The following is a 12,346-nucleotide window of genomic DNA, read 5'->3' as shown; positions in this document are numbered from 1 at the left end:
AGGGTTGGTGAAAGACGGGAAAGCGTGAATGTCGCTGCCGACGTGGTGGCGCGACCTGGCCCCGTCGCACGGGCATGCGACGGGGCCAGGAGAGATCACCGCGTCTGGCGCGATCCCGGACGCCCCGGACTCAACCGTCCCGAACGAACAGATACCCTTTGCTCCGCACGGTCTTGATGCGGTGCGGATGGTTGGGATCATCGCCGATCTTCGGCCGAATGCGCGACACGCGGACGTCAATGGAGCGATCCTGCCCGTCGTACTTGATGCCGCGCAGCTGCGAGAAGATCTCTTCGCGCGTCAGCACACGACCGGCGTTGTCCGCCAGCAGCCAGAGCAGATCGAACTCGGCGCTGGTCAGATCGATGCGCTCCTCCTCGAGCCACGCTTCACGCGTGGCGCTGTCGATCGTCAGATCATCGAACGTCAGACGGGTCGCGCCGCTGGACGAGACCAGACTATCCGCCCGGCGCATCAGTGCCCGCATGCGTGCCAGCAGCACGCGCGGCTGGACCGGTTTGGGCACGTAGTCATCCGCCCCCATCTCCAGCCCCAGCACCTGATCCATGTCGTCGGTGCGGGCCGTCATCATGAGGATGGGACCGGCGTAGTGCGGCCGCGCGCGACGACAGATCGACAGACCGTCCTCGCCCGGCAGCATCAGGTCGAGGATGACCATGTCAGGCTGCTCCTCGACGATTCTTTCCACCCCGTGTGCGCCATCGTGCTCGAGTCCGACCTGGAAACCGTTGGCTTCCAGATACTCGCGGGTCAGATGCGCCAGTCGCTCGTCATCTTCGATGATCAGTACGCGATCTTGATGTGCAGTGCTGTCCAAGCTGTCTTCCATCCCTTTAAGTTTGGCCTCGAAACCCTGCATACCACCAATCGGTTATTTTTATGTGCAGTTCATCTTCGTGTGCAGTTCATCTTCATGTGCCGTCCATCGGTCATTCCAGCCACTTGCCTTGACATCGAAACACCCGTCACAAGAATCGGCAAGCGCGATACCGACAAGCTACGTTCAACTGCTAAACGTAGTGGATAGATCCGCATCATACCCGAATTGTTCCGTTTGTAATCCGCCAACCTGGGGTCAACGTGCAATGTCGGGCAAAATCACCGCATTCTTCAGACGGCAGTAGCCGTTTCCCTTCAGTCATCTAGAGCGAGAGAACCTTGCTGACATCTCATACCGAAGACGTCAACACGCGTCGTTTGACCCTTGCCGCGGCGATCATCATCGACGATCGGTATCGTCTATTGCTGGTGCGCAAGCGTGGCAGCCGCTGGTTCATGCAGGCGGGCGGCAAGATCGATCGCGGAGAGACGCCAGACGCCGCGCTGACGCGCGAGATACGGGAAGAGCTCGGCGTAGAGATCCGTCACCGGGTGGCCATCGAGGTGGCTTCCGCCCCCGCTGCCAACGAAGCGGGCTTTGACGTCGAGGCCCACCTGTTCTGGGCGGCAATCGCGGGTACGCCCCAGGCCACGGCGGAGATCGAGGAAATTCGCTGGGTCACGCTGGAGGAAGCCGCCTCGCTCGACCTCGCCCCGCTGACCCGAGACGCGGTGCTGCCGCTGGTACGAGAATGGCGCGACCGACAGGACCTGCCCACCCGGCGGCCAGAGCCGTCTTCTTGATCGATTAGGGAGTCGGCAGCCTGGTGACTCAATAGGCCAGACGGCCGTAGAGTTCGCCAAACGGGCGCATCACGTGCTGACGATAGGCCGCCCGCGACTGCAGACGCTGGTACCACGCTTCGACGTGAGGGAGCGGGGGGCGCGGGATTTCCAGCTCGAAGTAGCGATAGAGCGTCGTGCCCGCCGGAATGTCGGCGAGGCCCAGCGACTCGCCGCTGAGAAATGGCCGCTCGCGCAACGCCGCATTCAGGGTCGTGTAAAGCCGGTCGCAGGTCGCCATGGCACGCTCGATGGCGGCATCGTCCTGCTCCGCGCCCGGCGTCCGATAGAACCCCCAGAAGATGCCGGTGAAGAAGGCCGGCTCCAGCTGCGAGAGCGACCAGGCCATCCAGCGATCGACCTGTGACTGCGCCGCCGGCTCCCGCGTCTGGAAGTGGGCGTCACCGTAGGTCGCCGCGAGATAGCGCAGAATCGCATCGGTCTCCCAGACGACCGTTTCGCCATCCTCGATGACCGGAATGCGGCCATTGGGGTTCATGGCGAGGAAATCCGGTGTATCCAGACCGCCCTCGCTGCCGCCGACCGGCCGATGCGCTACCTCGATGCCCAGCTCGTCGGCCAGCCACAGCACTTTCTGCACGTTGTAGGCGCTTCGCCGTCCCCAGACCGTCAACATCTCGCTGCTCCCTGTCGTCGTCAACGACTCAGGTCGACATCGCTCACCTGACCGTCACCGAGTTCAACCTGTCGAATGATGATGGGGCTCCTCGCCTGGCCGCCGGGCAGCAGCACGCTGCCGGCCACATAGAAAACGCCGGCGGGAATGCCACGCACCACGAAATAGCCGTTGTCGTCCGTCTCAGCGTAGTGGGTATATTCGCGAGCGCGAGGGTCGGCCGGCTCGATCCGCCGTCCGGATAACGCCACCTCTGCCGCTTCCGCGGCGTAGCGGGTCGCTGGTGCGACGGAGACCGTCTCGTTCGCCCCCACTAGCGTCTGTCCCTCGGCGTTGCGGTAGGTCAGCCGCCCCTGGACCGCCGCCGTCCCGTGCTTGTCGAGCTTGGCGTACTCCTCGGCCGGAAACGGGATCTGGCGCTCGACGACGTTCTCGTCGCGATCGCTGCGATCGAAGATATCGGGCATCTGGAACGTGCCGCTGGAGAAGCTGCCACACCCGCTCAATACCAGCGCCAGCGACGCCAGCAATACCCCATTGCGCAAACGAACCCGCATGTTATCGACTCCTTGATGGCGATTCCCCGCAGCGCCTGCGGGAAGAGACTGGCTATAGACAGCGATAAGCGCCCGACTAGAGGCTGGCGGACGCTCGAGAAAGCCTCGATCCTGACAGCCGAATGCGCACGCAGTGCGCACGTTGCGATCTTGAGCACCGTCTTGAGTACCGTCGACACGCCCCGATGCCCCGTCCCGATGCCACGGAAGCGACGCCGGGCGGGCAACGCCCTTGAGAGAACCCCGATTCAATGTCCCGATCAGCGCCCCGGCGGGCTGATGATCATTTCATCGCCATTCAGACGGATCGCGAAGCGTCCCAGGAAACTCATGCCGAGCAGCACGGTGTCATCATCTAGACCATCATGAATCGACCCCGGCACGCGATGCGCCTCCAGACCGCCGAGTCGCACGCTGTCGAGCGTGGCGAGATGACCGTCGACGCGGCCGTTGGCGGTGGTGAAGGTCACCACCGGCCCGGGTTCCAGCGCCAGCCGGTCAGCGAGCGACCGGGAGAGCGAGACATAGGTAGCGCCCGTGTCGACCAGAAAGGTGACCGCGTGCCCCTCGATCTCGCCGGGCGCGACGAAATGGCCGTAGGCATTGCGTCTGAGGTGCACGGGCTGTTGATCGACGGTGAGGTTGGCAAGATCCGCATTGGGATCGCGACGTCGTTCCTCGAGATCGCGGAACCAGAGCATGGCGAGGGCCAGCAGCACGATCCAGCACAGCACCAGCATGGCGACGCCGACCCGACGGCCGGGCGACCTGCGCTCACTCATACCGGCCGACGCCGTGGACCCTGGCCGTTGGCCGGAAGCGAATCGCTCCCGGCCACGACAGTCGGGCGACTCGCGCGGCGAGACGCCAGGCTCTGCCGCTCGCGCGAGCCTCCGCCCCGGCCACCACCTGTCGACGCCCCATTCGCCGGAACTCGGGCCTGCGGGCCATGGCCGTCAGAGCGCGATCGCCATTCAGCGCCGCTGTGGATCGAGCGTGTAGGTGCCGGTGATGCTCGCTTCGGCCAGCACGTGGCCGGCCATCGCGTCACGGACCTGTTGGCCGGTGAATTCCCCGGCCAGACCGAGCGTGGGAATATCGAGTGCAAAGACGCTGAAGGTGTAGCGGTGCACGACCTCATCGTTCCACGGCGGGCAGGGGCCATCATAGCTACCGTAGACGCCGGCCATATCCGGGTCGCCGGCCAGAAAGCCCGTGTAGCCGTTGATGCCAGCGATCCCCTTGGCGGTCTGACCCGGCGCCTTGCCCTTGGGTACCACGCCGTCGGAGGCCTCGCCCTCCTCGATCAACGACACCGTAGGCGGAATGTCCACCAGCACCCAGTGGTAGAAATCCACGCGCGGCAGATCGGCAGGCAGCGTCTTGCCCTCCTGATTGACGTCGTCGGCTACGCCCGGCACATCCGGGTCCATGACCAGCACGACGAAGCTCTGCGTGCCTTCGGGGGCGTCAAGCCAGCGCAGCTCCGGATTGCGGTTGTCACCGAGGCGCATGTGCTGCTCGGCATCCGGAACGGCAAAGGCGAATGGCTCGGGAATCGGCTGGCCTTCCTCGATGCCCTTGACGGTAAAACGCATGATTCTCTCCTGAACTTGGCTGAGACGAAGGATGACCTGAAGAATAGCGCAACGGCCCGCGCACCCGCGCACGCGGAGTGCTACAGTCGCCGTCAGAATTTACCGACAACCTTAGGTGTCTCGCGGGCGTTTGTCATGACTGAAGTCGTTTCACCCGATGCGCTCCCCGCCCGGCTGGGCTTTCGCATGCCGGCAGAATTCGCCCCGCACGATGCCTGCTGGATGCTGTGGCCACAGCGACCGGACAACTGGCGGCTGGGCGCCAAGCCGGCACAGCAAGCATTCGTCGCGGTCGCCACCGTCATCGCCGAGAGCGAAACGGTCTTCGTCGGCGTCAGCGACGAGCAGTACGAGAATGCCCGGCATCACTTGCCCGCGCACGTTCGCGTAGTCGAACTGTCGAGCAACGACGCCTGGATGCGCGATGTCGGCCCCACCTTCGTGACGCACCCGGACGGTCGCCTCGCGGTCATCGACTGGGATTTCAATGCCTGGGGCGGCCTGAAGGGCGGACTCTACTTTCCCTGGGACAAGGACCGACGCATTCGCCGCAAGATCGCCGAGATTCTTGGCGTGCCGTGCTTTGCGGCGCCGCTGGTGCTCGAAGGCGGCGCCATCCACGTCGACGGCGAGGGAACGCTGATCACCACCGAAGAGTGCCTGCTCAATCCCAACCGCAATCCGGAGCTCGACCGCGCGACGCAGGAACGACTGCTGGTCGACTATCTGGGCATCGAGAAAGTGATCTGGCTGCCCGCCGGCTGCTATCAGGACGAGACCGACGGCCACGTCGACAACCTCTGCGCCTTCGTCGCGCCGGGAGAGGTCGTACTGACCTGGTGCGACGACGAGAACGATCCCCAGCACGCCATTTCACGGGACGCGTTGGCGGTTCTGACGCGCGCCACCGACGCGCGTGGCCGGCCGCTGCGAGTTCACAAACTGCCGCAGCCCGGCCCGCTCTACATCGAGACGGAGGAAGCCGGCGGCGTCGATCGCCTCTCCGGCTCACGCCCCCGCCGACCGGGGGATCGCCTGGCGGCCTCCTACGTCAACTTCTACATCGGTAACCACGTCGTGGTCATGCCGCTACTCGACCCGAATCATGACGACGTGGCCCGGGCCCGCCTCGGCGAGTGCTTTCCCGATCGGAAGGTCATCGGCGTCCCCGCGCGGGAAATTCTGCTGGGAGGCGGCAACATCCACTGCATCACGCAGCAGCAGCCACGCCCCTGACCGGCACCCTGGCGTCTCGCTCCACGCGCCGGTGACGCCTCAACGACAGAACGCATAGCCGCGCATGCCAAAATGGAAGTGGTTGGCATGCGCGGCGTTGTAATCAGGCCCGAGCGTGGTCCCGAAATAGTCGCAGGCGCGCTGCTGCGCATCGTGCAGGAACGTGCCGCGAGCGTCGGCGTCATCCCAGTCGTCGAGCACGCTGATCGTGCGCCCATCCTGCAGCGTGAAACCCGCGATATCCAGAGCCTCCGCCGTGGCGTGCTCGCTACGTCGAGCGTTCTCGCGATGGTAGATATTACGGCAAGCGAAGGAGCCGTAGTGACGCACGCGGGCAACGCGCTGGCCGAAGGTCTGCTCGGCCAGCGGCTGCAGGCCATGCGTTTCGTAAAGGGTCCAGGCCAGCGCTAGCGGGCAGCTGGCGACAAAGCTCGCATTGAACGCGACCTGGGTGCGGGAAACCCTGACCACGTTCTCCAACGGACAACCCGCCGCCGGCGTATGGTCATCGAGCGGCGTAAAAGCGATCGACGGCGCGCTGGCCAAGGCAGCGAGACACGCCTCGCGATCGTCGTCCAGCCACGTCAGCTTGAGCTGCGTCAGCGGTGTCACCGGATCGGTCACGACTAGCGGCGCGAACGGATTCCACTGCCGCGGCAACTGCCATACGCCCTTGTCGACAGCGACGCCCAAGGCGATCAGCAGCAGGAGCAGCAACGTGGACAATCTCGGTCTCATGCGACCTCTCGGCAATCGATAAACATCGATGGTCGGTGAATGATCGGTGAACGAAGACGCTGCGACGCTCGGCGCACAGAAGAGACCATGGGCCTGCCGACGCAGTCGCGGTCAAATCACGCCGAGCGGTGATCCCCCCTGCTGGGCGACCGGCGAAGCCGTACTTTCGCGGACCACCAGCCGGTGGGGCAGAACGCGATGCTCGATCTCCAGCGGGCGCTGCTCGATCAGCGCAATCAGCATCTCCACGGCCGCCTCGCCAAACGCTTCCGCCGGCTGGGCGATCGTCGTCAGCGGCGGTGCGCAAAAACGCGCGAATTCAATATCATCGAAGCCCGCCAGCGACATCTCTCCGGGCACGTCGATGCCAGCCTCGCGCAGACACTGCAACGCCCCGATCGCCATCTCGTCGCTCTCGCAGAAGATCGCGCTGGGGCGCACCGGCAACGTGAGAAGCCGCTGGGCCGCGGCATAGCCGGACGGCGGGGTAAAATCACCGGGCAACAGCAGCGACTCATCGAAGTCGATGCCGGCCGCCGCCAGCGCATCACGATAACCCAGGAGGCGGTCCCGGGTCAGCGGGCTGCGGCGTGGCCCCTTGATCATCGCAATGCGTCGATGGCCGCAGGCAATCAGGTGCTCGGTCATCTCGCGCGCCGCCGCCCGGTTGTCCAGCGTCGCGGTCGGACACGGCGGCGCATCCAGCACTTCACAGACGTTGACCATCGGTAGCGTAGCCGAGGCCCCCTCGAGGAAGGGATCGAAGGCCCGCAGCTGGATCACGCCATCCGCCTGGCGCGAGCTAACCAGCTGGGCATACTGCGCTTCGATCTGTTCGTCGCCATGGGTGTTGCACAGCAGCACGCCATAGTGGCACGCCTGCGCGGCCTGCTGAATGCCGCTGATCACGCGCGCAAAGAAGGTGTTGGCAATCTTGGGTACCAGTACGACCAGGTTGCGCGTGCGCTGGGAGCGAAACTGGATGGCCGTCAGGTTGGGACGATAGCCTGCCGCCTCGACCGCCGCGTGCACCTTTTCCCGGGTTGCCGGCGAGACGACCTCCGGCGTCTTCAAGGTGCGCGAGACTGTCGCCACGGAGACGCCCGCCAACCGCGCCACTTCTCGAATACTGGACATCGTTTCTCTCTTGCAGAACGACAAACCCCAAGCTTACGGCATTGCAGGACGGTACGACGAAAATTCGTCATCTTCGACCAAGCGCTAATTGCGACAACGCGATAGCTTGCTATTTTTATCGCCAATGTAACCGGTTACAAATCACGCAAGTTGGGGTCAACACGTATGGCGACACCTATCAGAGCCGGCATGGTCGGCGGCGGCCAAGGCGCTTTCATCGGCCAGGTCCACCGCATGGCGGCAAGACTCGACGGCGATTTCCAGTGGGTCTGCGGCGCTTTCAGTCGCGATCCGGACAACAATCGGCAGACCGGCCAGGCGCTCGCGCTGCCGGAGGCCCGTGTCTACCCCGACTGGGAGACCCTGATCGCGCAGGAACGCCAACAGCCACCCGAAGCGCGCCTGCAGCTGCTGGTCATTGCCACGCCCAACCATCTTCACGTGCCGATCGCACGCGCCGCGCTGGCTGCGGGCATTCACGTCTTCAGCGAAAAACCGGCTGGCGTCGATCTGGCCGAGGTGCAGGAACTGGCCGCCGAGCTGGCGCAAAGCAAGAGGCTCTACGGGCTATCGCACACCTATATCGGCTACCCGTTGGTGTGGCAGGCCCGCGAGATGGTGGCCAGCGGCGAGCTGGGCGAGATCCGCAAGATTCACGTCGAATACCCGCAAAGCTGGCTCGGTAACGCCGAGGACGACGGCAGTGCCTGGCGCGCCGATCCGGCGCTGTCCGGTGCCGCCGGCTGTCTCGGCGATATTGGTACCCACGCCTTCAATCTGGCCGAATTCGTCTCCGGGCACCGGGTGGACGCCCTGTGCGCCTCGCTCGCCATTCACGCCCCCGGGCGCCGGGTCGACGACGATGTCGATCTGCTGTTCCGTACCCGGCAAGGCGCCAGCGGCTCGTTGATCGCCAGTCAGGTCTGCAGCGGCGAGGAGAACGGTCTCAAGCTGCGCATCTACGGCGAACAGGGCGGGCTCGAATGGCATCAGATGGAACCCAACACCTTGATCCATCGACCGCAGCAGGCCCCTGCCCGCCTGCTGCGCGCCGGGATCGATCGCCCTGGCCTGCACCCTGCCGCGCTTGAGCGGATGCGCCTGCCAGGCGGCCATCCGGAGGGCTACTTCGAGGCGCTCGCCAATCTCTACCGCGACTTTGCCGCCGCCATCCGTTGCGATGCCACCGGCACCCCGGCCGGCGTACCGGGCATCGACGAGGCCCTGCGCGGCATGGCCTTCGTCGAGACCGCGCTCGCCAGTCAGCAGTGCGACGCGAAGTGGTCGCCGCTCGAACTGAATGCCTGATGACACTGGAGCCCTCATGTCCACTACCGCCCCCGATACCGCTTCCCTCACACCCGGCCGCCTGCGCGGCCCGGGCCTCTTCCTGGCCCAGTTTCTCGGTGACGAGGCGCCATTCGACAATCTCGACACGATCGCGCGCTGGGCGGCCGACACCGGCTACGAAAGCATCCAGATTCCCAGCGGCGACGCGCGCTGCATGGATCTGGCGCTGGCGGCCGAGAGCCAGGACTACTGCGACGAGCTGAAGGGGCGCTGCGCCGAGGCCGGCGTGGCGATCAGCGAGCTATCCACCCACATCCAGGGGCAGCTGGTCGCGGTGCATCCGGCCTGCAGCGAGCTTTTCGATGACTTCGCCCCACCGGCGCTGCGCGGAAACCCCGAGGCGCGTACCGCGTGGGCGATCGAACAGCTGCATCTCGCTGCCCGCGCCAGCCAGCGCCTGGGCCTCAAGGCCCACGCAACCTTCTCCGGCGCGCTGCTGTGGCCCTTTGTCTACCCTTGGCCGCAGCGTCCGGCCGGCCTGGTGGACGCCGGTTTCGCCGAGCTGGCCCGACGCTGGCGTCCGATTCTCGACAGCTTCGAGGCGGCTGGAGTGGATCTCTGCTTCGAGATACATCCCGGCGAGGATCTTCACGACGGTGCCAGCTTCGAGCGTTTCCTCGACGCGGTCGATCATCACCCGCGGGCGAAGATCCTCTACGACCCCAGCCACCTGCTACTGCAGCAGCTCGACTACCGCGGCTTCATCGACCGCTATCACGAGCGTATCGGCATGTTTCACGTCAAGGACGCGGAGTTCACGCCAGACGCCCGTGCCGGCGTCTACGGCGGCTACCAGGACTGGATCGACCGTCCGGGGCGCTTTCGCTCGCTCGGCGACGGCCAGATCGACTTCAAGACGATCTTCAGCAAGCTGACCCAGTATGGGTTCGACGGCTGGGCGGTGCTGGAGTGGGAGTGCTGCCTGAAGGATTCAGCCCAGGGCGCGCGGGAAGGTGCCGACTTCATTCGTCGTCATCTGATCGAGCGTGCCACGCGGGCGTTCGACGACTTCGCCGGCGTCGAGGCCAGTGAAACCCGTAACCGTCGTATTCTCGGTCTCGACTAGATCGATACGACGATCGACCGTGACGCCGTCGCGGTCGGTCATCACCACCATCGGGGAGCCATCGAGTCATGATACGAACCCGTCTCAGCATCATGATGTTTCTGGAATTCTTCATCTGGGGTGGCTGGTTTGTCACGCTCGGGACCTTTCTCGCCAGCACGCTCGGTGCTAGCGGTGGCGAAATCGGTCAGGCGTTCTCGACCCAGTCGTGGGGGGCGATCATCGCCCCGCTGGTGATCGGCCTGATCGCCGACCGCTTCTTCAATGCCGAACGCATTCTCGGCGTGCTACACCTGATCGGCGCCCTGTTGATGTTCGGGCTCTACCATGCCGAGACTTTCTCGGGCTTCTACCCGCTGGTCTTCGCCTACATGATTCTCTACATGCCAACGCTGGCCCTGACCAACTCGGTCGCCTTCCGGCAAATGCGCGACCCCGGTGCCGAATTCGGCCGAATTCGCGTCTGGGGCACGCTCGGCTGGATCGTTGCGGGTCTGGCCATCAGCTACGTTTTCTCCTGGGACTCGGCCGCGGCCATCGAGAATGGCGCCCTGCGCGAGACATTCCTGATGTGCGCACTGGCATCGCTCGTGCTCGGCCTTTACAGCTTCACCCTGCCATCGACGCCGCCGAAGGCGCGCGAACAGGGCGGCGCCAGCCTCGGCCAGCTACTGGGTACCGATGCACTCGCACTGCTCAAGGATCGCAACTACGCCATCTTCTTTGTCGCCTCGATCCTGATCTGCATCCCGCTGGCGTTCTATTACCAGAATGCCAACCCCTTCCTCGCGCAGATCGGCGTCGATAACCCGACCGGCAAGATGACGCTGGGGCAGATTTCCGAAGTGCTGTTCATGCTGCTGCTGCCGCTGTTCATCCGCCGCTTCGGCATCAAGCGGACGCTACTGCTCGGCATGCTGGCCTGGGCGGTTCGCTACACCCTGTTCGCTTTCGGCACGGCGGAAGACGGCCTGTGGATGCTACTGCTGGGCATCGCCCTGCATGGCATCTGCTACGATTTCTTCTTCGTCTCCGGGCAGATCTACACCGATGCCCAGGCGGGTGAGCGCTTCCAGAGTTCGGCGCAGGGCATGATCACCCTGGCCACCTACGGTGTCGGCATGCTGATAGGCTTCCAGGTCGCCGGCCTGATCACCGACCACCATGTGCTGGCACAGGGGCACGACTGGACCGCGATCTGGCTCTTCCCGGCGCTGTTCGCCCTGGCCGTGATGCTGCTGTTCCTGGTCTGCTTTCGCGAACGCCGCGACCGCACCCGACAGCAAACCGCTTCGACCCGCTAGCCTTCGACCGTCTTCCGCCTCGCCTGTCGCCCGCAACGATGACGTCGCCAATCGGCGACATCATCCCGCGAGATGTTCACACTTTCCTACCGAATCGGCGCTATTCCCCGAGCACAATCTGCTCTAAGCTTGATGAGTGCGTCCCGACTGCAAGGAATGCGATCGCGACGGACAACCTCAGTCACCGAGCATGTCGTCAGGGAGGACACGATGCCGGGATGCGCAAGACACGAAACCGTTTGCGGGCGCTGCGATACGCCCCTGGGTTTCGACTTCACCATGGCCTTCCAGCCGCTGGTCGATATCGATGCCGGCAGAATCTACGGCCACGAAGCGCTGGTCAGAGGAATCGGCGGCGAGTCCGCTGGTGCCGTGCTGTCACGCGTCGACGAATCCAATCTCTACCGCTTCGATCAGGCGTGCCGGGTCAAGGCATTGGAATTGGCCCACCATCTGGGGGCTGATGGTCTGCTATCGATCAACTTCATGCCCAATGCCGTCTATGAACCCGAAGCCTGCATCCAGGCGACACTGGCTACGGCCAAACGTGTCGGCTGGCCGATAGAGCGACTGTGCTTCGAGATCACCGAGACAGAGCGCGTCGACAACCGCCGCCACCTGCAGGATATCGTCGCCAGCTATCGTGCGATGGGGCTGCAGGTCGCGCTGGATGACTTCGGGACCGGGCATGCCAACCTCGACCTGCTGGTGGACATCGTCCCGGACGTGCTCAAGATCGACCGCCATCTGGTCAGCGGCATCCATCAATCCCCTCGGCGCCAGATCCTCGTCGACCAGATCATCGCACTGGCGCGCCAGCTCGACATCGACCTGATCGCGGAAGGTATCGAATCGCTCGAGGAAGCTCGCTGGCTCTATCGACGCGGGATCGCTCGACAGCAGGGTTACTGGTACGCGCGGCCGACCACGGCAGCGCTGGCGACCTGCTCCGACGCGCATTTCGCGCTGGTACGCGGCACGCATTGACGTCGCTCGGCATCGGTGCGCGACGACTTTCAACGTCTGTCATGATAACGGGA

General features: G+C 64.5%; 13 protein-coding genes. 6 read left to right on the top strand and 7 right to left on the bottom strand.

Going from position 1 to position 12,346, the window contains the following annotated elements:
• Positions 1-130: 130 nt before the first annotated feature.
• A complete protein-coding gene (locus MC381_RS08435; protein WP_251977292.1) occupies positions 131-850 on the bottom strand; it encodes a winged helix-turn-helix domain-containing protein in 720 nt (239 codons plus the stop codon).
• Positions 851-1,179: 329 nt separating this feature from the next.
• Between MC381_RS08435 and MC381_RS08430 the strand changes: the two genes are divergently transcribed.
• Positions 1,180-1,644, top strand: a complete 465-nt coding sequence (locus MC381_RS08430) for an NUDIX hydrolase (protein WP_251977291.1) — start codon at positions 1,180-1,182, stop codon at positions 1,642-1,644.
• Positions 1,645-1,672: 28 nt separating this feature from the next.
• On the opposite strand, the gene MC381_RS08425 is transcribed toward MC381_RS08430, so the two are convergent.
• The 4 genes from MC381_RS08425 to MC381_RS08410 all read right to left on the bottom strand — a co-directional run bounded on the left by MC381_RS08425 (position 1,673) and on the right by MC381_RS08410 (position 4,475).
• Positions 1,673-2,320, bottom strand: a complete 648-nt coding sequence (locus tag MC381_RS08425) for a glutathione S-transferase family protein (protein WP_251977290.1) — start codon at positions 2,318-2,320, stop codon at positions 1,673-1,675.
• Positions 2,321-2,340: 20 nt separating this feature from the next.
• Positions 2,341-2,877, bottom strand: coding sequence for a peptidase associated/transthyretin-like domain-containing protein (locus MC381_RS08420; RefSeq protein WP_251977289.1), 537 nt, complete (start codon positions 2,875-2,877; stop codon positions 2,341-2,343).
• Between the two features lie 260 nt (positions 2,878-3,137).
• Positions 3,138-3,659, bottom strand: a complete 522-nt coding sequence (locus MC381_RS08415; protein WP_251977288.1) for a retropepsin-like aspartic protease family protein — start codon at positions 3,657-3,659, stop codon at positions 3,138-3,140.
• 192 nt (positions 3,660-3,851) lie between these two features.
• Entirely contained in the window at positions 3,852-4,475 is a 624-nt protein-coding gene (locus tag MC381_RS08410; protein WP_251977287.1) for a YbhB/YbcL family Raf kinase inhibitor-like protein, read from the bottom strand.
• Between the two features lie 135 nt (positions 4,476-4,610).
• On the opposite strand from MC381_RS08410, the gene aguA reads away from it, so the two are divergent.
• A complete protein-coding gene (gene aguA / locus MC381_RS08405) occupies positions 4,611-5,711 on the top strand; it encodes an agmatine deiminase (RefSeq protein WP_251977286.1) in 1,101 nt (366 codons plus the stop codon).
• A 39-nt stretch (positions 5,712-5,750) separates the two neighbouring features.
• Here the strand turns inward: aguA and MC381_RS08400 are convergent, their stop codons facing one another.
• On the bottom strand, positions 5,751-6,449 hold the full coding sequence (locus MC381_RS08400) for an extensin-like domain-containing protein (RefSeq protein ID WP_251977285.1): 699 nt from the start codon (positions 6,447-6,449) through the stop codon (positions 5,751-5,753).
• 111 nt (positions 6,450-6,560) lie between these two features.
• On the bottom strand, positions 6,561-7,586 hold the full coding sequence (locus tag MC381_RS08395) for a LacI family DNA-binding transcriptional regulator (RefSeq protein WP_251977284.1): 1,026 nt from the start codon (positions 7,584-7,586) through the stop codon (positions 6,561-6,563).
• 165 nt (positions 7,587-7,751) lie between these two features.
• Between MC381_RS08395 and MC381_RS08390 the strand changes: the two genes are divergently transcribed.
• From MC381_RS08390 to MC381_RS08375, 4 genes are all read left to right on the top strand, one after another.
• On the top strand, positions 7,752-8,894 hold the full coding sequence (locus MC381_RS08390; RefSeq protein ID WP_251977283.1) for a Gfo/Idh/MocA family protein: 1,143 nt from the start codon (positions 7,752-7,754) through the stop codon (positions 8,892-8,894).
• 16 nt (positions 8,895-8,910) lie between these two features.
• Positions 8,911-10,002 (top strand): sugar phosphate isomerase/epimerase family protein, encoded by a 1,092-nt coding sequence (locus MC381_RS08385; RefSeq protein WP_251977282.1) that lies wholly within the window; start codon positions 8,911-8,913, stop codon positions 10,000-10,002.
• A gap of 68 nt (positions 10,003-10,070) precedes the next feature.
• Entirely contained in the window at positions 10,071-11,306 is a 1,236-nt protein-coding gene (locus MC381_RS08380) for a nucleoside permease (protein WP_251977281.1), read from the top strand.
• 210 nt (positions 11,307-11,516) lie between these two features.
• The gene (locus MC381_RS08375; RefSeq protein WP_251977280.1) at positions 11,517-12,293 is read left to right on the top strand and encodes an EAL domain-containing protein; all 777 of its coding nucleotides are present in this window, start codon (positions 11,517-11,519) and stop codon (positions 12,291-12,293) included.
• The last annotated feature ends 53 nt before the right edge of the window (positions 12,294-12,346 follow it).

The organism is Salinicola avicenniae (assembly GCF_023736115.1).
GTDB lineage: Bacteria > Pseudomonadota > Gammaproteobacteria > Pseudomonadales > Halomonadaceae > Salinicola > Salinicola avicenniae.
This window is presented reverse-complemented; position numbering and strand designations above follow the sequence as displayed.

Coding starts and splice junctions, on each gene's coding strand:
- MC381_RS08435 (WP_251977292.1), bottom strand. CDS start 850: ATGGAAGACAGCTTGGACAGCACTGCACATCAAGATCGCGTACTGATC.
- MC381_RS08425 (WP_251977290.1), bottom strand. CDS start 2,320: ATGTTGACGGTCTGGGGACGGCGAAGCGCCTACAACGTGCAGAAAGTG.
- MC381_RS08420 (WP_251977289.1), bottom strand. CDS start 2,877: ATGCGGGTTCGTTTGCGCAATGGGGTATTGCTGGCGTCGCTGGCGCTG.
- MC381_RS08415 (WP_251977288.1), bottom strand. CDS start 3,659: ATGAGTGAGCGCAGGTCGCCCGGCCGTCGGGTCGGCGTCGCCATGCTG.
- MC381_RS08410 (WP_251977287.1), bottom strand. CDS start 4,475: ATGCGTTTTACCGTCAAGGGCATCGAGGAAGGCCAGCCGATTCCCGAG.
- aguA (WP_251977286.1), top strand. CDS start 4,611: ATGACTGAAGTCGTTTCACCCGATGCGCTCCCCGCCCGGCTGGGCTTT.
- MC381_RS08400 (WP_251977285.1), bottom strand. CDS start 6,449: ATGAGACCGAGATTGTCCACGTTGCTGCTCCTGCTGCTGATCGCCTTG.
- MC381_RS08395 (WP_251977284.1), bottom strand. CDS start 7,586: ATGTCCAGTATTCGAGAAGTGGCGCGGTTGGCGGGCGTCTCCGTGGCG.
- MC381_RS08390 (WP_251977283.1), top strand. CDS start 7,752: ATGGCGACACCTATCAGAGCCGGCATGGTCGGCGGCGGCCAAGGCGCT.
- MC381_RS08385 (WP_251977282.1), top strand. CDS start 8,911: ATGTCCACTACCGCCCCCGATACCGCTTCCCTCACACCCGGCCGCCTG.
- MC381_RS08380 (WP_251977281.1), top strand. CDS start 10,071: ATGATACGAACCCGTCTCAGCATCATGATGTTTCTGGAATTCTTCATC.
- MC381_RS08375 (WP_251977280.1), top strand. CDS start 11,517: ATGCCGGGATGCGCAAGACACGAAACCGTTTGCGGGCGCTGCGATACG.